General features: G+C 72.4%; 14 protein-coding genes. 5 read left to right on the forward strand and 9 right to left on the reverse strand.

Features of this window, described 5'->3' with window-relative positions:
* The first annotated feature begins 183 nt into the window (after positions 1-183).
* Positions 184-1,050 carry an SDR family oxidoreductase gene (locus ACGF4C_RS21885; RefSeq protein WP_393568408.1) on the forward strand — a complete coding sequence of 289 codons (867 nt, stop codon included), beginning with the start codon at positions 184-186 and terminating at the stop codon, positions 1,048-1,050.
* Positions 1,051-1,365: 315 nt separating this feature from the next.
* Positions 1,366-2,478 (forward strand): EamA family transporter RarD, encoded by a 1,113-nt coding sequence (gene rarD, locus ACGF4C_RS21890; protein ID WP_393568410.1) that lies wholly within the window; start codon positions 1,366-1,368, stop codon positions 2,476-2,478.
* Here the strand turns inward: rarD and ACGF4C_RS21895 are convergent.
* The 6 genes from ACGF4C_RS21895 to ACGF4C_RS21920 all read right to left on the reverse strand — a co-directional run bounded on the left by ACGF4C_RS21895 (position 2,468) and on the right by ACGF4C_RS21920 (position 9,888).
* On the reverse strand, positions 2,468-3,340 hold the full coding sequence (locus ACGF4C_RS21895; protein WP_393568411.1) for an ABC transporter permease: 873 nt from the start codon (positions 3,338-3,340) through the stop codon (positions 2,468-2,470). The two genes, rarD and ACGF4C_RS21895, sit on opposite strands and share 11 nt — an antisense overlap.
* Positions 3,327-4,340, reverse strand: coding sequence for an ATP-binding cassette domain-containing protein (locus tag ACGF4C_RS21900; protein WP_393568413.1), 1,014 nt, complete (start codon positions 4,338-4,340; stop codon positions 3,327-3,329). The genes ACGF4C_RS21895 and ACGF4C_RS21900 overlap by 14 nt, the downstream gene beginning before the upstream one ends.
* 78 nt (positions 4,341-4,418) lie before the next feature.
* Positions 4,419-5,699, reverse strand: coding sequence for an outer membrane lipoprotein carrier protein LolA (locus ACGF4C_RS21905; RefSeq protein ID WP_393568414.1), 1,281 nt, complete (start codon positions 5,697-5,699; stop codon positions 4,419-4,421).
* 245 nt (positions 5,700-5,944) lie between these two features.
* Complete coding sequence (locus ACGF4C_RS21910) at positions 5,945-6,958, reverse strand: polyprenyl synthetase family protein (RefSeq protein ID WP_362142761.1); 1,014 nt, start codon at positions 6,956-6,958, stop codon at positions 5,945-5,947.
* Positions 6,959-7,309: 351 nt separating this feature from the next.
* A complete protein-coding gene (locus ACGF4C_RS21915) occupies positions 7,310-8,512 on the reverse strand; it encodes an FAD-dependent oxidoreductase (protein WP_393568417.1) in 1,203 nt (400 codons plus the stop codon).
* Positions 8,509-9,888, reverse strand: a complete 1,380-nt coding sequence (locus ACGF4C_RS21920) for an ATP-grasp domain-containing protein (RefSeq protein WP_393568418.1) — start codon at positions 9,886-9,888, stop codon at positions 8,509-8,511. Before ACGF4C_RS21920 ends, ACGF4C_RS21915 begins: the two co-directional genes overlap by 4 nt.
* Positions 9,889-10,394: 506 nt before the next feature.
* Between ACGF4C_RS21920 and fahA the strand changes: the two genes are divergently transcribed.
* The 3 genes from fahA to ACGF4C_RS21935 all read left to right on the forward strand — a co-directional run bounded on the left by fahA (position 10,395) and on the right by ACGF4C_RS21935 (position 13,019).
* Positions 10,395-11,621 carry a fumarylacetoacetase gene (gene fahA / locus ACGF4C_RS21925; RefSeq protein ID WP_393568420.1) on the forward strand — a complete coding sequence of 409 codons (1,227 nt, stop codon included), beginning with the start codon at positions 10,395-10,397 and terminating at the stop codon, positions 11,619-11,621.
* A complete protein-coding gene (locus ACGF4C_RS21930; protein ID WP_393568422.1) occupies positions 11,618-12,259 on the forward strand; it encodes a GPP34 family phosphoprotein in 642 nt (213 codons plus the stop codon). The genes fahA and ACGF4C_RS21930 overlap by 4 nt, the downstream gene beginning before the upstream one ends.
* A gap of 274 nt (positions 12,260-12,533) precedes the next feature.
* Positions 12,534-13,019 carry a hypothetical protein gene (locus ACGF4C_RS21935; RefSeq protein WP_393568423.1) on the forward strand — a complete coding sequence of 162 codons (486 nt, stop codon included), beginning with the start codon at positions 12,534-12,536 and terminating at the stop codon, positions 13,017-13,019.
* 233 nt (positions 13,020-13,252) lie between these two features.
* On the opposite strand, the gene nuoN is transcribed toward ACGF4C_RS21935, so the two are convergent.
* From nuoN to nuoL, 3 genes are read right to left on the reverse strand one after another with little or no spacing between them, the layout of a single operon-like run.
* Positions 13,253-14,905, reverse strand: coding sequence for an NADH-quinone oxidoreductase subunit NuoN (nuoN, locus tag ACGF4C_RS21940; RefSeq protein ID WP_393568425.1), 1,653 nt, complete (start codon positions 14,903-14,905; stop codon positions 13,253-13,255).
* Positions 14,902-16,560 carry an NADH-quinone oxidoreductase subunit M gene (locus ACGF4C_RS21945; RefSeq protein ID WP_393568427.1) on the reverse strand — a complete coding sequence of 553 codons (1,659 nt, stop codon included), beginning with the start codon at positions 16,558-16,560 and terminating at the stop codon, positions 14,902-14,904. Before ACGF4C_RS21945 ends, nuoN begins: the two co-directional genes overlap by 4 nt.
* 3 nt (positions 16,561-16,563) lie before the next feature.
* The gene (nuoL, locus tag ACGF4C_RS21950; protein WP_393568429.1) at positions 16,564-18,510 is read right to left on the reverse strand and encodes an NADH-quinone oxidoreductase subunit L; all 1,947 of its coding nucleotides are present in this window, start codon (positions 18,508-18,510) and stop codon (positions 16,564-16,566) included.
* Positions 18,511-18,515 lie beyond the last annotated feature (5 nt).

An 18,515-nucleotide genomic window follows, 5' to 3' on the forward strand; every position in this document is an offset into this window, starting at 1 on the left:
AGCTGCTCGCGACCTCTTGCGGGTGCCCGTAGGGGAGGCGTCATACGGCGTCCCGCCTACGGGCACCCGCCGTTTCCACGGGCACCCGCCGTTCCGGGGCTCGGCTCCGGCTTCCGGCGCGCGTCCCTTCTGCGCGTCCGGTACGGGTGCCATGCTGGCGGCCTCCGAACCAGGGGGCAGAACATGAGCATCGTCGTCACCGGCGCCACCGGAGCGCTCGGCCGGCTCGTCATCGAGGAACTGCTCACCCGCACCGCCCCGGCCGGCATCGTCGGCCTCGCCCGGGACCCGTCCAGGGCCGCCGATCTTCAGGCGCGCGGTGTCGCTATCAGGCCCGCGGACTACGGCCGGCCCGACACCCTGGAGGACGTCTTCGCGGCCGGCGACCGGGTGCTGCTGATCTCCGGGAACGAGGCCGGGCAACGGGTCACCCAGCACCGCACGGTGATCGACGCCGCCCGGGAGGCCGGCGTGGCGCTGCTGGCGTACACCAGCGTGCTGGGCGGCCCCACCGCCACCTTCTCCCTCGCCGAGGAACACCTCGCCACCGAACAGGCGCTGCTCGCCTCGGGTGTGCCGTACTGCCTGCTGCGCAACGGCTGGTACCACGAGAACTACACCGGGGCGCTCGCCACGACGCTCAAGAACGGCGCGGTGTTCGGCTGCGCCGGCGAGGGCCGGGTGGCCACCGCCGCCCGCCGGGACTATGCCGAGGCGGCCGCCGTGGTGCTCACCGGCACCGGCCACGAGAACACCGTCTACGAGCTGAGCGGCGACACCGCCTGGTCGATGGCCGAGTACGCCGCCGAGGTGTCCCGGCAGACCGACCGCCGGATCCCGTACCGCGACCTGCCGCAGAAGGAATACGTGGCGCGGATGATCGAGGCGGGCATGCCGGCGCTGGGCGCCCGGACGGCCGCCGAGTCGGACGCCGGGATCGCCCGCGGCGAACTGGCCGCCACCCCCGGCGACCTCTCCCGACTCATCGGCCGCCCCACCACCCCGATCGCCGAGGCCATCGCGGACGCACTGGCGCGGCTGGAGCGTTGAGCGGGGCTGCGCGGCGGCGGGAGCGATGCGGCTTGCGCGCTGCGTGGGCGATGCGGCTTGCGTGGCCCGGGGCGGGGGCCCAGGGGCGGGCGATCGGGAAGGGTTCGGTCACGCAAGGGCCCGGGCGGCCCGCGGCCCTCTCGTGCCCACCCCATGCCCGTCCCTCGTGTGACCTGAGTCCGACCCGCCTCCGACCTGCGGCGCCGCCTGTCATCACCGTTTTTTGCATACACACATGACACGCGGCCCGGTCCGGCGCTACCTTCACAGGGTCGACCGTCACCCGAGCCGGCGCAGCACAACCAGGAGGGCCTCTTGCAGTCTCGAAGCGATCAGCGCGCCGGCCTCGTCTTCGGCATCGCCGCCTACACCATGTGGGGCCTGCTGCCCCTCTACTGGCATCTGCTGGACGCCGCCTCGCCGTCGGAGATCCTGGCGCACCGCATGGCGTGGTCGCTGCCGGTCGCGGTCGTCATCCTGGCCGCGATGCGCCGCTGGGCCTGGATACGGCCGCTGCTGCGGCAGCCCAAGCGGCTGGCGCTGGTGCTGGTCTGCGCCCTGGTGATCTCGACGAACTGGTTCCTCTACATCTGGGCGGTCAACTCCGGTCATGTCCTGGAGGCTTCGCTCGGCTACTTCATCAACCCGCTGGTCAGCATCGCCTTCGGCGTCCTCTTCCTGCGCGAGCGGCTGCGGCCGCTGCAGTGGACGGCGGTGGGCGTCGGTGCCCTCGCCGTCGTCGTGATGACCGTCGCCTACGGCAAGATGCCCTGGATCGCGCTCGGCCTGGCCTTCACGTTCGCGACGTACGGGCTGGTCAAGAAGGGCATCAAGCTCGACGGCATCGAGGGCTTCAGCGCCGAGACGGCGATGCAGCTGCTGCCCGCGCTGGGCTTCCTGATCTACCTGGGGGCGCGCGGTGAGTCGGCCTTCGTCAGCGGCGGGGTGGGCCAGGCGCTGCTGCTGGCCGGCTGCGGGGTCGCGACCGCGGTGCCGCTGATCTGCTTCGGCGCCTCGGCGGTCCGGCTGCCGCTGACCGTGATCGGGATGATGCAGTACCTGGCGCCGACGTTCCAGTTCGCGCTGGGCCTCGCCGTCTTCCACGAGGAGATGCCGGCTGAGCGGTGGGCCGGCTTCGGGCTGGTGTGGGTCGCGCTGGTGGTGCTGACCTGGGACGCGCTGCGCACGGCACGGCGGGCCCGGGTGGCGCTGGCCGATGCCGCCGCCCGCGCGGGCGAGGCGGTCGCGGAGCAGGCCCGGGCGGCCGGGACCGCGCAGTCCGGTGCACTGCAGACCGGCGCCCCGCAGTCCGGTGCCCCGCAGGTTGAGGCCACAGTGTCCGAACCCGCGCCGACCGGAGCCGCGCCGGCGTCGGCGGCGGAGGCCGCGGCCACCGGGCCGGCGGACGCCACCGGCCCTACGCCGTGATGTCGCGGGTGGTGAACCGCGCCCAGGCCGCCGAGCCGAACACCGCGGCGTAGAGCGCCTGCAGGCCGAGGTTCTTCTGCAGCTGGTCCCAGTAGACCGGGTCCCGGAGCAGGTCCGCGAACGACAGCCAGTAGTGCGGGAAGAGATACGGCTGGACGGCGCTGAGCTGCGGGATGGTGTCCAGGATCTGCACCGTGATCAGCAGGCCGACCGTGGTCGCCATCGCGGCGATACCGCTGCTGGTGAGCGTCGAGATGAACAGGCCCACGGCGGCCACGCCTATCAGGGACAGCGCCACCGCCACGGCGATGGCCAGCGCCCGCAGCAGCCCCTCGCCGAAGGATATGGACGTCCCGGACAGCAGAGTGACCTCGCCCAGCGGGAAGAGCAGTGCCCCGGTGGCCAGCGCGGAGAACGCCACGACCAGGGTGGCCACCAGGCAGAACGTCAGGGTGGTGGCGTATTTGACCAGCAGCAGGCGGCTACGGCCGGCGGGCGCGACGAGGAGGTAGCGCAGGGTGCCGCCGTGGGCCTCCCCGGCCAGGGAGTCGCCGGCGATCACGCCGATGGACATCGGCAGGAAGAACGGCAGCGTCACCGCGAGCGAGGTGAACACCAGGAACAGGCCGTTGTGGGTGACCTGGGAGATGAACGCCGGGCCGCCCTGGCCGCCCCCGCCGCCCGGACCGCCGTCCGCCGTCTCGATCTTGACGGCGACACCGACCAGCACCGGTACGCCCGCGAGCACCGCCAGCAGGGCGAGCGTCCGCCAGCGCCGGAAGGTCGTGGTGATCTCGTTGCGCAGCAGGCCCAGCGACCACAGCGGTCGGGGCCGGCGCAGCACACCCTCAGCCTGCGACATCGAAGCCCTCCCCGGTCAGCTGCACGAACACGTCCTCCAGCGTGGCCCGTTCGGTGCCGAAGCCGCGCACCCGGACCCCGGCGTGCACCAGCGCGGCGTTGAGGTCGGCGAGCTCGGGCGGGCCGGTCCCGTCGTCGGCTTCCGGCAGCTCGCCCGTGACCCGGTCGTCGGTGGTCCGAAGCCCGGTCAGGCCGTGCTCCTTCAGCACCCGGACCGCGTCCGCCGGGTCCGGTGTGGTGACCGTCAGCCGGCCGGGTCCGCGCGGGCCGAGGACCGTGGCGGAGAGGTCGGCGACCGTGCCCTGGGTGATCAGCCGGCCGCGGGCCATCACCGCCGCGTGGGTGCAGACCTGCTCGATCTCGTCGAGGAGGTGCGAGGAGAGGAAGACCGTGGTGCCGTCCGCGGCCAGCTCACGGACCAGCGCGCGGATCTCCCGCATGCCCTGTGGGTCCAGGCCGTTGGTCGGCTCGTCCAGCACCAGCAGCTCGCGGGGCTGCAGCAGCGCCGCGGCCAGTCCGAGCCGCTGCTTCATGCCGAGGGAGTAGGCCCGTGCCTTCTTCCCGGCCGCCGCCCCGAGGCCGACCCGCTCCAGGGCGCGGTCCACCCGCGCGTCGCGGGTGCGCGGATCGGCGTCCGGGTCGGCGGCGTCGAAGCGCCGGAGGTTCTCCCGGCCGCTGAGGAAGCCGTAGAGCGCCGGGCCCTCGATGAGCGCTCCCACCTTGGGCAGCACCCGGCGGCCCGCGGCGGGCATCGGCTGCCCGAGCACCCGGGCGCTGCCGGCGGTCGCGTCGATCAGGCCCATCAGCATCCGGATGGTGGTGGTCTTGCCGGAGCCGTTGGGCCCGAGGAACCCGAAGACGCTGCCGCGCGGCACGATCAGGTCGAGCCCGTCGACCGCGAGCTGACCCCCTCGGTACGCCTTGGTCAGCCCCCGCGTCTCGATCGCCCGCTCCTCTGCGGGCGGCGCGCCGTCGGGTCCCGTGGCGGGCTGCTGTGGCATCGGCTCCCCCATGTCGTACGGCTGGGCCACCGCCCCGCCCGGACGGGCGGTACGGCGGTCCTGTGCTTGAGGGGCCCGTTACTTCGCGGCGTCGGCCGCGTGGATCAGGGCCTGCTTGTCGACGGCACCGACGTAGACCGTGCCGTTGTCCGTTATCAGGGCGTTGACCAGGCGGGTGCTGAACATCCGGCCGGAGCCGAACGACCCGTTGACCTTCTCGCCGAGGCTGTCCAGGAACTTCCCGGCGTCGCCGGCGGCGGCCTGGTCCTTGCCGGAGGGCAGTCCTCCGCCGGCGCCCTTGATCGTGGCGATGGACGTCCAGCCCTTGCCGATGACGTTCAGCCCGCCGAAGTCCTTCCGCAGGTCCTTCGCGTCCTTGCGGGACCCGAAGTCCTTGAACTTCTTGCCGTGTTCGCGCTGGGCCGCCGCCCGCTGCTTGTTGCCGTCGACGACCTTGGCGCCCTTGGGCGGCGTGAAGGAGAAGAGGTCCGCGGCCGGCTTGGCGAAGTCGACGTTGGTGTAGCCGACGTCGATGGCGGCCGCGCCGCCGCTCTTCGGAGTCAGGGTGAACTTCAGCGGGACGCCGTTGGCGGCGTCCACCGCGACCCGGATCGAGCCGACCGTCGAGGCGGCCTGCTTGGGCTTGATCAGCAGCTGGTAGGCGTCCCGTCCGGCGACCCGGGCGGTGCCGTCGACGGTGACCGAGGTGGTGTCACCGGCGGCCTGGAGGACCTTCTTCGCCAGGTCCTGCGGGGTGGCGTTCTTCAGGTCGCCCGGAAGGCCCTCGGGGGCCCGCTTGTGCGTGCCGTGCCGGCCGGCGTCGGGTGCGGTGCTGTGCACGGCGGTGTTGCTGCCGCTGTCGTACGCCCAGACCTCCTTGCCGTTGTGCACGAGGCTGTACTCGGCGGCCTTGTCGACGATGGACACCCGCTGCTTCTCGGGCCCGTCGGCGGCGACGCGGAGCGTGTGCGCACCGGACGCCAGCTCCATCAGCTTGCTCTGGGGTGCCGCGGACGCGCCGTCCTGGCCGTGCCCGCCCTTCTCGCCGCCCTGGCCGCCGCCGAAGCCGCCGGCCGCCATACCGCCGGGCAGGGACGGCAGGCCGAGGTCCGTGCTGACCCGGACCGTGCCGGACAGCTGCTGGACGTCCGACTTGGCGATCTTGGCTATGAGGTCCTGGGCCGAGATCTTCGGCAGGTCCGGGGAACCCGATCCGGCGAATGCCGGGACCAGCCCGATCGTCGCCGCCGCCACCCCCGCCACCGCGACCGGTACGGCGTACCGCACCGCTTTCCGGCGCTTCGGGGAGCGCCCCCCGTCCGTCTCGCCGGTGACCTCTGTCGGTTCGAACCCTGGCATCTGCCTACCTCCGTCGTCTGCGGCGGCCGCCGAGCTGTCCACTCGCCCTCCCCTGGGGCTCATTGTGGACCGACCGCCGCGCTGTGGTGTTCTCCATCTCACCAATTCGCGCGGCGCATCGCGTCAGCCCGCGGGTCCAACTCGTCCTACTGCTGAGGTATGACGCCCGGTCACCGCACGACGCCACCCGTACGACCTGGGGTTGACCGAACCCTGAGGAGAGGGGGATTGAACCCTTAGGGGTGTCAGCCCGCCCGGTGGACCACCGCGTCGCAGAGGCCCTCCAGGGCCGCCTTGGACGTGCAGGCCGGGAGCGGCGCCAGCGTCGCGCGGGCCTCCTCCGCGTAGCGGACGGTGTCCCGGCGGGCCTCTTCGAGGGCCGGGTGGGCACGCAGCCCGGCGAGCGCCTCGGCGTGCCGGACGTCGTCGGTGAGGTCGCCGGCGAGCAGTTCGCACAGCGCCCGGTCCTCGGGCGTGCCGGCATCGCTCTCGGCGCGGGCCCGCAGCCGCAGCACCGGCAGCGTCGCAATGCCCTCGCGGAGGTCCGTACCGGGCGTCTTGCCCGATTCGTGCGAGTCGCTGGCGATGTCCAGGACGTCGTCGGCCAGCTGGAAGGCGGTCCCCAGCCGCTCGCCGTACTGGGTGAGGATGTTGGCCGTGGACTCCTCGGCGCCCGACATCATGGCGCCGAAGCGGCAGGCGACGGCCACCAGCGAGCCGGTCTTGCCCGCCAGGACGTCGAGGTAGTGGTCGATGGGGTCGCGGCCGTCGCGCGGCCCGGCGGTCTCCAGGATCTGGCCGGTCACCAGGCGCTCGAACGCCTCGGCCTGGATCCGGACGGCCTCGGGCCCGAGGTCGGCGAGGATGTGCGAGGCGCGGGCGAAGAGGAAGTCGCCGGTCAGCACCGCGACGGAGTTGCCCCAGCGGGCGTTGGCGCTGGCCACCCCGCGGCGCACTTCCGCCTCGTCCATCACGTCGTCGTGGTAGAGCGTCGCCAGATGCGTGAGCTCCACGACGACGGCGGAGGGCACCACGCCCGGGCTGTAGGGGTCACCGAATTGGGCGGCCAGCATCACCAGCAGCGGCCGGAACCGCTTGCCTCCCGCGCGCACGAGATGCTGCGCGGCCTCGGTGATGAACGGCACGTCGCTCTTGGTGGCCTCCAGCAGGCCCTCCTCGACAGCCGCCAACCCGGCCTGGACATCGGCCTCAAGAGCCTGGTCCCGCACGCTCAGCCCGAAGGGCCCGACGACGGTCACGAGGGGTACTCCTGTCTGCTGACGATCAAACTGAATGTCGATCTGTCGCTGTCTCCACCATTGGCCAGCGTATCCGGTCGCAGTTCGATCACCGTGAGCGCCCGCCCCCCGAACCACCGGGGAAGCACAGCAACGCCCGGCCCGACACGTTGTTGATCACCGTTGATCACGTTTTGGCGTGGCTTTGACGTCGGAGGGCGGGCCCGGCGGAGGCCGGCAGAACCCCGTGAATCCCAGCAGGCACAGGGGTTACCGATGAGCCGGATATCCACCCCGACCACACGTACTTCAGCCATCTTCGCGACCCGCCGGCCTCACCGGCGACGCGGCGCCACCGGCCCCCACGGGCCGTCAGCCGTATGCCCGCGCCACCGCCCTGGCCAGCCGCGGCCCGGCGAAGGCCGTCCCGCACACGAACCGCATCACCGGGCCGAACGACGCGGCGGCCGGCAGCCCCGTGAAGTACAGCCCCGGTACCGACGAGCCGAACCCGCCGTCCAGAAGAGGACCGCCGGCCCGCGCGGCGATCCCGGTGCGCAGCCCCGGCCCGAGGAAGTCCAGCGCCGCCAGGTCCATCCGGTAGCCGGTCGCCGCCAGCACATGGTCCGCGGCCAGCTCGCCCCCGTGCCCGTCGGCGCCGCGCAGCGCCAGTACGGGGCGGCCGTCGCGGACCGTGGCCCGTACGATCCGCCGGCCCTGCGTGACCCGCACCCGGCCGGTGAACCGGTCCCGCAGCCACCAGGCGCCGAGCGGACCGAGCACCCGCCGCACCAGGGCGCGCCGCACCGGCGGCGGCAGCAACCGGAACGCCCCGGCGTGCTGCGTCAGCGCGTACAGCGACCAGGCGTTGCCGAACGGCGAGGCGGGCCGCAGCCGCGGCTGGCGGTCCGGCGGCGCCCCGAAGCCCACCGCGGCGGGCCCGCGCGCCACGACCCGTACGGCTGCCGCGCCCGTCTCGGCGAGCAGGACCGCGCTCTCCAGCGCCGACTGCCCGGCACCGACCACCACCACGTCCCGGCCCGCCAGCGCGGCCAGGTCGTGGTGCTGGGAGCTGTGCGAGACCGGTCCGGTGGCGGACGGCCCGTCCGGGACCGCGGCAGCCAGGCGGCGGGGCAGATGCGCCAGCCCGCTCAGCCCGGTGGCGACGACCACGGCCCGGGCGCCCACCTGGTCGCCGCTGTCCAGCTTGAGCTCGAAACCGTCCGCCCGCCTGTCCACCGACACCACCCGGACCGGCTCCACATCGGGCAGCAGCCGCCGCTGCAACCACCGCCCGTAACGGACGAACGTCTCGACGGGCAGGAGGTCCCAGTCCGACTCGTACCGCGGCTCGCCCGCCGCGGCGCAGTAGTCGGCGAGGGTGTGGCCCTCCAACGGGACGTCGATGCTCGACGCCGCGGGCGTCGACTTCAGCAGCATGCCCGCGGGCATCTGCTCCTGCCAGCTGGCCATCGGGTGGCCGAAGACCCGCACCGGCACGCCCTGCGCCCGCAGATGGGTCGCCGTCGACAGGCCGTAGGGACCGGCCCCGATGACCGCTACCGGAGTGCTCACTGCGGTTCCTCCCCTTGCCTCGGTGGTGCCTCGTGCCCAGGTGGTGGCTCGCGCCTCGGGGGTGCCTGCCGGGGCGGGGCGGCGCGCCCGGGGGCCTGACCGGGTGGTGCGTCGCTCCTCGGGGGCCGGGTGGTGGCCGCCCGGCGGGCCGCCCGGTGCAGTTGCCACAGGTGCCGGGCGCCCGGCACGGCGGACCGCGCCAGCATGGCGAGGAACGGCAGCGGATCGTCGGCGGCGAACCACGCCGTCTCGGTGCCGCGCGGGCGCGCCGGTACGTGCGGCCCACCGCCACCGCCGCCCCCGTAGGCGAGACGGGCCGGCAGATCGACGTTCTCGACGACGAAGCGGCGCCCCGCCCGCTGGACACCCTCCGGAACGGCGCGCCCCGTGAGGTGCAGATGCTGGGCGCGGACGACATCGACACCGGCCGTGGTTTCGAACAGCCGGAACTGCGCGCCCATACGGGGGTTGAAGTCCAGCAGCTTGTACCGGCCGTCGCGCCGGTCGAACCGCCAGTCCAGGTCGGCGGTCCCGGCGAACCCGATCCGGCGGGCGAACCGCGCGGCCTGCCGCGCCAGTTCGGGATTGTCGACCCCCCACGCACAGGCAGTCATGCCCGCGTGCGGCGGCCACGAGCGCACCTTGACCCCGGTGAACAGTGCCAGCGGCGCGCCGTCCGCCGCGAAGCAGGCGTGCACGATCCAGTCCTCGGCCTGCTCCCGCGGCAGGTACTCCTGCAGGACCACGGCGGGCCGCGGGCCCCAGTCCCGGGCCAGATCGAGCAGGTGCTCCCGCCCCGTGATCCGGGTGGTACCGGCGACCGCGGGCCGGCTGCGCCGGACGAACGCCTCCCGGTTCTTCGCCACCACGGGGAAGCGCGCCCGCCCGGCGTACGCCTCGACCTCCGCGTACGACGCGGGGAAGACGGCGGCCGGCGACGGGACGCCGTGCGTGGCGCACATTTCGTGCAGCCCCTGCTTGCTGGCCAGTCGGCGTGGCAGGCCGGGGGCCGGCCGCGGGAACAGAAACGACCCGGTGAGCGCTTCGGCGTGCTCGGCGATCAGCACGGCCGCCTCGTCGTCGGTGGGCAGCAGCACCGCCGGCCGGCCGATCCGGCGCCCGATCCGCAGCAACCCCGCGACCAGCCGCTCCGGCTCCTCGCGGCCCGTGGTCGGCCAGACGAAGCGGCCGCACAGATAGCGGCAGGCCGCAGCAGGCGTGAAACGGTCCTCCGTCACCGCATACATGGGGACGCCCAGCCGCCCCAGGCTGCGGATGGCGCCCACACCGCCGTGATGCAGGGGGTAGGCGCCGATCTTCACGATCAGGCCCGGAACGCTCCGGTCGACCGCGAGCCGTGCGCCACTGCGAGCCACGTGTCCCCCCTCGGAACGGTCCCGCCCCGGCCCGTGCCAGGAAAGGAAGCTAGGCCCGAATTGCGCAGTGCGGCAAGGCTTTTCAGGACATTGCCAGGAGTTGGGGCGTGCGCGATCACCTGCCCGTCCACCACCCCACCACGCCGCGCGCCCTTCACACCCCCGCCGACCCGACGCGCCACGCCTCCCCCCGCCGCCCTGCCGCCGCCTCGCCTCCCTCCTCCCGCCACTCGGGCCGGTCCCGGCCCGCCGGCCCCCTCACACCCCCACCCGCCCCGCCGGCCCGGCACGCCCGCCGGGACCGGCCAACGGGCCTTCCTGAGCCGTCCGAGAGCCGTCTTCCCGCCCGCCGCTCACCGCGCCGACCACGCCTTTCGGAAGTTATCCACAGGCTCCTTCGCCGCGCCGCCGCCAGCCGTACTCTGATCACCGAGCCACCGGCCCGGGGCCCCTCGCCCCGGCCGGACCGGCCGCTCACCGGCGACGACGAACGCGAGGAGCTGTCCATGCCCGAGCAGAGCCCGTTCGACCTGGCGGAAGGCGATCCCTTCGGCCCGCACAACCTCCCCTACGGCGTCTTCAGCACCACCGACGCACCCGGACAACACCGGATCGGCGTCCGCTACGGCAGTCACGTCCTCGACCTGAGCGCACTGCCCAGCGCCCTGCCCGCCGCCATCCACCCGCACGCCGAGCTGCTCACCGCACCCACCCTCAACCCGCTGCTGGCGGCCGGCCGGCCCGTATGGCAGCAGATCCGCGCGGCCGTCCACAGCGCGGTCACCGACCCCACACACCGCGACGAGGTCGCCCCCCTGCTCCACCCGCTGGCCGAGGTCACCCTGCACCTCCCCTTCGAGGTCGCCGACTACGTCGACTTCTACTCCAGCGAGCACCACGCCACCAACGTCGGCCGGATCTTCCGCCCCAACGGCGCGGCCCTGCCGCCCAACTGGAAGCACCTGCCGATCGGTTACCACGGCCGCGCGGGCACCATCGTCGCCACCGGCACCCCGGTCGTCCGGCCCAACGGGCAGCGCAAGACCGACACCGACGACGCCCCCGTCTTCGGCCCGTCCACCCGCCTCGACATCGAGGCCGAGGTCGGCTTCGTCGTCGGCACCCCCTCCGTCCTCCACGAACCCGTCGGCCTCGACACCTTCCGCGACCACGTCTTCGGCGTCTGCCTCGTCAACGACTGGTCCGCGCGCGACATCCAGGCCTGGGAGTACCTCCCGCTCGGCCCGTTCCTGGGCAAGTCCTTCGCCACCTCCGTCTCCGCGTGGATCACCCCGCTCGACGCCCTCGACCACGCCCGTACGCCCCCGCCCACCCGCGACCACCCGCTGCTGCCCTACCTCGACGACGCGAGCGTGGAACCGGGCGGCATCGACATCCGTATCGAGGTGCGGATCAATGACGAGACGATCTCCCACCCGCCCTTCTCCGCCATGTACTGGACCGCCGCCCAGCAGCTGGCCCATATGACGGTCAACGGTGCCTCGCTGCGCACCGGCGATCTGTTCGCCTCCGGCACGGTCTCCGGCCCGGAACCCGACCAGCTCGGCTGTCTGCTCGAACTCACCCAGGGCAAGGGCCCCTACCTCCAGGACGGCGACGAGGTCACCCTCACCGCCTGGGCACCCGGCCCGGACGGCGCCCGGATCGGTCTGGGCGAGGTCACCGGCCGCATCCTGCCCGCACCCACGCTCCCGGGCCGCGACGCGACATGACCGGCGCCCCGCTCACCCTCCCCGAGGAACTGCTCCTCCTCGGCCTCGACCCGGTGCGCGGCCGCCCACTGACCAACCCGAAGTACCTGCACTACGGGCTGGCCGGCGCGGCGCTGGCGGACCTGGAGGCGGCCGGGCGGATCACCGTGGAGCGCGGTGACCGCATCACGGTGACCAATCCGCTGCCGCTGGGCAACGCGATATGGGACGGCGCACTGGCGGCACTGCCCGCCCCTGCCAAGGGCGGCAAGGGCGTCAAGGCACACCGCTGGGTCCACGGCGCCGGCCGCTCCCTGTACGGGCTGTGCCTGCGCGTGCTGGAGAAGCGCGGGGCGCTGCGCAGGGAGACCCACCGGGCGCTGGGACTGTTCCCCTACGAACGGTTCCCCGTGGGGCCGGTGGACCTCACCGGGCCGGCCCGGGCCCGTTTCACGGCAGCCGTCGAGGCCGGGCTGCCCGGGTGGCGTGACCGGCTGCTGGCCGCGCAGGTGGCGGCCTGCGACCTGGACGCCAGGCTCCTGCCCGGCGCCGCCGGACGCCCGCACCGGCGCGCCCTGCGCGGCCTGGCCAAGGAGTGCTGGACGTCCCGCGCCGTCCACCACGCGGTACAGCAGGACAAGAGCGCGGCGGGGGGTTAGGGGCTGGGGTGGAGGGGTGGGGTGGGAGGGGGGCGGGGGAGGGGGAGCCCCCCGAGGAAGACGAAGCCGCCCGCACCCCACCCCGCCCTCCGCACCACCCCTCCCCCTACGCACCCCTCCCCCACGCCCCTCCCCAGCCCACCCGCCCACCCGCTACGTCACAGCCCCACACCAACTGCGTACCGGCGTTGATGCAAGAGCGATGACGGGGCGGACGGTGGGGCGGGGGCGCTGTTAGCCTCACGGTCCCTGACCCACAACGGAGGAGACGTACGTGCGCAAGGCAGCACAGATCGCCGGGGCGGCAGCCATCGCCGCGATGCTGCTCAGCGGTTGCGGAAGCAACGGCGACAACGGCAGCGACAGCAAGCCGAGCAAGACGCCGGAGGCTCCGACGTCAACTCCGGGAGGTGCGGACAAGCCCGCGAGCCCCAAGGCGGTCGAGGGCGCCTGGAAGGCCGGTACGGACAGCAGCCCGCTGGTCCTGGTGATCACCAAGGGCACGGTCGCGTTCAGCAACGGACACAAGTCCGCGTGTCTGGGCAAGGTCCAGGAGATGGCCGGGATGACCATGGCCGCCCTCAAGTGCACCGACGGGGACACCACCCGCACCATGGGCACGCTCAAGGCCGGTTCGGACGGCAAGACCCTGACCGTCGACTGGAAGAACGGTCCCACCGAGAAGTACACCAAGACCGGCGACGGCAGCATGAAGATCCCCGACATGCCCGAGCTGCCGAGCGGGATGCCCAAGAGCTGACCACCGGCCCCGCCGGACCGACCACTGGACGGTCGACCAGCCCTGCACGGCGACCAGCCCTGCACGGCGAACGGCCGCCGTCCGGAACCCCCCGAGGGCTCCGGACGGCGGCCGTTGCCGCACGCAGTGAGCGATGCACCGTGCGTACATCCCTGCAGTACCGGTCCAACGGCCGGCCGACCAACCGAGACCCACCAACCGAGGCCGACCGACCGGCGCTGACCGGCCGGCGTTCAGCGCACGAAGACTCCCGCATGCCCGGCCAGGTCGAGGAAGTACTGCGGCGCCAGGCCCAGGACCAGGGTGGCGGTGACGCCGATGGCGATGGCCGTGGAGGTCAGCGGGCTGGGCACCGCCACGGTCGGGCCTTCGGCCTTGGGCTCGTTGAAGAACATCAGGACGATGACGCGGATGTAGAAGAACGCGGCGATGGCGGAGGAGATCACACCGACCACCACAAGCCAGCCCGCGCCGCTCTGCGCGGCCGCCTTGAAGACCGCGAACTTCCCGGCGAAACCGGAGGTCAGCGGGATGCCGGCGAAGGCCAGCAGGAACACCGCGAAGACCGCGGCGACCAGCGGCGAACGCCGGCCGAGACCGGCCCACTTGGACAGCTGGGTGGCCTCGCCGCCCGCGTCCCGCACCAGGGTGACGACGGCGAACGCGCCGAGCGTCACGAAGGAGTACGCGCCCAGGTAGAACAGCACCGAGGAGACGCCGTCCTTACTGGTGGCGATGACACCGGCGAGGATGAACCCGGCGTGTGCGATGGAGGAGTACGCCAGCAGCCGCTTGATGTCGGTCTGGGTGATGGCGACGATCGCGCCGCCCAGCATCGTGATGATCGCGACGCCCCACATCACCGGCCGCCAGTCCCAGCGCATGCCGGGCAGGACGACGTACAGCACCCGCAGCAGCGCACCGAACGCGGCGACCTTGGTGGCGGCCGCCATGAAGCCGGTGACCGGCGTCGGGGCGCCCTGGTAGACGTCCGGGGTCCACATGTGGAACGGGACCGCGCCGACCTTGAACAGCAGGCCCATCAGCACCAGCGCCCCGCCGATCAGCAGCAGTGCGTCGTTGCTCATCGTGCCGGCCAGGGCCGGGTCGATCTGCTTGGCGCCGTCCGAGACGACCTCGGCGATCCCTGCGTACGACACCGTGCCCGCGTAGCCGTAGAGCAGGGCGACGCCGAACAGGAGGAAGGCGGAGGAGAACGCGCCGAGGAGGAAGTACTTGAGCGCGGACTCCTGGGACAGCAGCCGCTGGCGGCGGGCGAGGGCGCACAGGATGTACAGCGGGAGGGAGAAGACCTCCAGCGCGACGAAGAGCGTCAGCAGGTCGTTGGCCGCCGGGAAGATCAGCATGCCGCCGACCGCGAAGAGCAGGATCGGGAAGACCTCGGTGGTGGTGAACCCGGCCTTCACGGCGGCCTGTTCGGCCTCGCCACCCGGGACGGCCGCGGGCTGGGCGGCGAAGGAGTCGACGTGTCTGCCGTGTGCCGCGGGGTCGAGCCGGCGTTCGGCGAAGGTGAAGACGGCGATCAGGGAGACCAGCAGGATCGTGCCCTGGAGGAACAGCGCGGGGCCGTCGACGGCGACGGCGCCCATCGCGGCGACATGGGCCTTGGACGAGCCGAATCCGGCGGCCGCCAGGCCGATCACCGCGGCGAACGCGGCGGCCAGCGCCACCAGGGACAGCAGCAGCTGGGAGTAGTAGCGGCCGCGGCGCGGGACGAAGGCTTCGATCATGATGCCGAGCACCGCGGCCCCGAGGACGATCAGGGTGGGCGAGAGCTGGGCGTATTCGATGTGCGGCCCCGGGATCTTGCCCGGTGCTCCGGCCGCCGCTGTCCACAGGCTGTGGACACTTGCCACGGAACTCACTTCGCGGCCTCCACATCTTGATCACTCGCGGCGTGACCGGTCCGGCCGCTGCCGGGCACGGCGTTCACCTGCGCAGTGGGCTTGGGGTCCTTCTTGTCCACGACGGACAGGGTGTGCTCGACCGCCGGGTTGACGAGGTCGGTGAGCGGTTTGGGGTACACGCCGAGGAAGAGCAGCAGCGCGATCAGCGGCGCGACCACGACCAGTTCCCGGACCCGCAGGTCGGGCATGGCGCTGACCTCGCTCTTCACCGGCCCGGTCATCGTCCGCTGGTAGAGGACGAGGACGTAGAGCGCGGCGAGGACGATGCCGAGGGTGGCGATGATGCCGATGACCGGGTAGCGGCTGAACGTGCCGACCAGGACGAGGAATTCGCTGACGAACGGGGCCAGGCCGGGCAGCGAGAGGGTGGCCAGGCCGCCGATCAGGAACGTGCCGGCGAGCACGGGGGCGACCTTCTGGACGCCGCCGAAGTCCGCGATGAGCCGGGAGCCGCGGCGGCTGATGAGGAAGCCGGCGACCAGCATCAGGGCGGCGGTCGAGATGCCGTGGTTGACCATGTAGAGCGTGGCGCCGCCCTGGCCCTGGGACGTCATGGCGAAGATGCCCAGGATGATGAAGCCGAAGTGGGAGATCGAGGCGTAGGCGATCAGCCGCTTGATGTCCCGCTGGGCGACCGCGAGCAGGGCGCCGTAGACGATGCTGATCAGGGCGAGGACCAGGATGACGGGGGTGGCCCAGCTGCTGGCCTCCGGGAAGAGCTGGAGGCAGAAGCGGAGCATGGCGAAGGTGCCGACCTTGTCGACCACGGCGGTGATCAGGACGGCGACCGGGGCGGTCGATTCGCCCATGGCGCCGGGCAGCCAGGTGTGCAGCGGCCAGAGCGGGGCCTTGACGGCGAAGGCGAAGAAGAAGCCGAGGAACAGCAGGCGTTCGGTGGTGGTGCCGAGGTCCAGCTGCCCGGCGGCGCGGGCCTCGACGATCTGCGTCAGGGAGAAGGTGCCGGTGCCGAGCTGGTCGGCGGTGACGGCGTACAGGCCGATGACCGCGGCCAGCATGATCAGTCCGCCGGCGAGGTTGTAGAGCAGGAACTTCACCGCTGCCTGCGACCTGCGGCCCGCGGAGCGTTCCTCGCCGTCGGCGCCGGCGCGGTCCCCGAAGCCTCCGATGAGGAAGTACATCGGGATCAGCATGGCTTCGAAGAAGATGTAGAAGAGGAAGACGTCGGTGGCCTCGAAGGAGATCACCACCATCGCCTCGACGGCGAGGATCAGGGCGAAGAAGCCCTGGGTGGGGCGCCAGCGCCGGTTGGGCGTGGCCTCCTCCAGCGGGTCGGCGTCGTGCCAGCCGGCCAGGATGACGAACGGGACGAGCAGGGCGGTCAGCGCGATCAGGGCGACCGCGATGCCGTCGACGCCGAGTTCGTAGCGGACCCCGAAGTCGCGGATCCAGGCGTGCGATTCGGTGAGCTGGAAGGGGGCCTTGGCGCCGGGGTCGAAGCGGAACGCGACGACCAGGGCCAGCGCGAAGGTGAGCAGGGAGAAGAGCAGCGCGAGCCATTTGGCCGCGGTGCGTTGGGCGGCGGGCAGCGCGGCGGTGGCGATCGCGCCGATCGCCGGTACCACGGCCGTCGCCGTCAGCAGGGGAAACGACATGGCTCAGACACCCCTCATCAGCAGGGTCGCGGCGACGAGTACGGCGGCCCCGCCCAGCATCTGGACCGCGTAGGAGCGGACGAAGCCGCTCTGCAACTGGCGGAGCAGGCCGGAGAGTCCGCCCATGGAGGCGGCCGTGCCGTTGACCGCGCCGTCCACCACGGTGTGGTCGAGCTGGACGAGGGTGGTGGTCAGGTGGCCGCCGCCGCGGACGAAGACGAGGTCGTTGAAGTCGTCCTGGAGGAGGTCGCGGCGGGCGGCGCGGGTGAGCAGCGAGCCGCGGGGGGCGAGCGACGGGACCGGCCGGCGGCCGTACATCAGCCAGGCGACGGCGACGCCGAGGAGGAGGACGGCGATGGTGGCGGCGGTGACGGTCGTGGCGCTGACCGGGGAGTGGCCGTGTGCGAAGGAGGTGACGGGCTCCAGCCACTTCACGAAGGCCTCGTTGATGCTGAACAGGCCGCCGGCGAAGACCGATCCGATGGCCAGCACGATCATGGGGAGGGTCATGACCTTCGGCGACTCGTGCGGGTGCGGTGGAGCGTACTCGCCCCTGGTCTCGGCCGCGGGCTCGACGGAGGGCTGGTCGGGCGACGGGGTGGGTGCCTTGCGCCAGCGCTCCTCGCCGAAGAAGGTCATCAGCATCACCCGGGTCATGTAGAACGCGGTGATCGCGGCGCCCAGGAGGGCCGCGCCGCCGAGGATCCAGCCTTCGGTGCCGCCCTTGGCGAACGCCGCCTCGATGATCTTGTCCTTGGAGAAGAAGCCGGACAGGCCGGGGAAGCCGATGATCGCGAGATAGCCGAGGCCGAAGGTGAGGAAGGTGACCGGCATGTACTTGCGCAGGCCGCCGTAACGGCGCATGTTCACCTCGTCGTTCATGCCGTGCATCACCGAGCCGGCGCCGAGGAAGAGGCCCGCCTTGAAGAAGCCGTGGGTGACCAGGTGCATGATCGCGAAGGCGTAGCCGATCGGGCCCAGGCCGGCGGCCAGGATCATGTAGCCGATCTGCGACATCGTCGAGCCGGCCAGGGCCTTCTTGATGTCGTCCTTGGCACAACCGACGATCGCACCGAAGAGGAGGGTGACCGCGCCGACCGCGACGACGGCGGTCTGGGCGTCGGGTGCGGCGTTGAAGATCGCCCCGGAGCGGGTGATCAGATACACGCCGGCGGTGACCATCGTGGCGGCGTGGATCAGGGCGGAGACCGGGGTGGGGCCCTCCATGGCGTCCCCGAGCCAGGACTGCAGCGGTACCTGGGCGGACTTGCCGCAGGCGGCCAGCAGCAGCATCAGCCCGATGGCGGTGAGCTTGCCCTCGGAGGTGGCGCCGGTGGAGGCGAGCACCGGGCCGAACGCGAACGTCCCGAACGTCGTGAACATCAGCATGATCGCGATGGACAGGCCCATGTCGCCGACGCGGTTGACGAGGAACGCCTTCTTGGCGGCGGTGGCCGCGCTCGGCTTGTGCTGCCAGAAGCCGATGAGGAGGTACGAGGCGAGGCCGACGCCCTCCCAACCGACGTACAGCAGGAGGTAGTTGTCGGCGAGGACGAGCAGCAGCATCGCCGCGAGGAAGAGGTTGAGGTAGCCGAAGAAGCGGCGGCGCCGTTCGTCGTGCTCCATGTAGCCGATCGAGTAGACGTGGATCAGTGAGCCGACGCCGGTGATCAGCAGGACGAAGGTCATGGACAGCTGGTCGAGCTGGAAGGCGACGTCGGCCCGGAAGCCGCCGACCGGGATCCAGGTGAACAGGTGCTGGTGCAGCGCCCGGTGGTCGGCGCTCCTGCCGAGCATGTCGGCGAAGAGCGCCACTCCGACGGCGAACGACGCCGCCGCGAAGAGGGTGCCGATCCAGTGGCCGGTGCGGTCGAGCCGTTTTCCGCCGCACAGCAGCAGGGCCGCACCGACCAGCGGTGCCGCGACGAGCAGCGCGATCAAGTTCTCCACTTTGG

The organism is Streptomyces sp. NPDC048197, assembly GCF_043202395.1.
In the GTDB taxonomy this organism is placed as follows: Bacteria; Actinomycetota; Actinomycetes; order Streptomycetales; family Streptomycetaceae; genus Streptomyces; species Streptomyces siderophoricus.

Bases quoted from the DNA above. Each gene is read 5' to 3' on its own strand.
- ACGF4C_RS21885 (WP_393568408.1), top strand. From the start codon at position 184: ATGAGCATCGTCGTCACCGGCGCCACCGGAGCGCTCGGCCGGCTCGTC.
- ACGF4C_RS21895 (WP_393568411.1), bottom strand. From the start codon at position 3,340: ATGTCGCAGGCTGAGGGTGTGCTGCGCCGGCCCCGACCGCTGTGGTCG.
- ACGF4C_RS21900 (WP_393568413.1), bottom strand. From the start codon at position 4,340: ATGCCACAGCAGCCCGCCACGGGACCCGACGGCGCGCCGCCCGCAGAG.
- ACGF4C_RS21905 (WP_393568414.1), bottom strand. From the start codon at position 5,699: ATGCCAGGGTTCGAACCGACAGAGGTCACCGGCGAGACGGACGGGGGG.
- fahA (WP_393568420.1), top strand. From the start codon at position 10,395: ATGCCCGAGCAGAGCCCGTTCGACCTGGCGGAAGGCGATCCCTTCGGC.
- ACGF4C_RS21930 (WP_393568422.1), top strand. From the start codon at position 11,618: ATGACCGGCGCCCCGCTCACCCTCCCCGAGGAACTGCTCCTCCTCGGC.
- ACGF4C_RS21945 (WP_393568427.1), bottom strand. From the start codon at position 16,560: ATGTCGTTTCCCCTGCTGACGGCGACGGCCGTGGTACCGGCGATCGGC.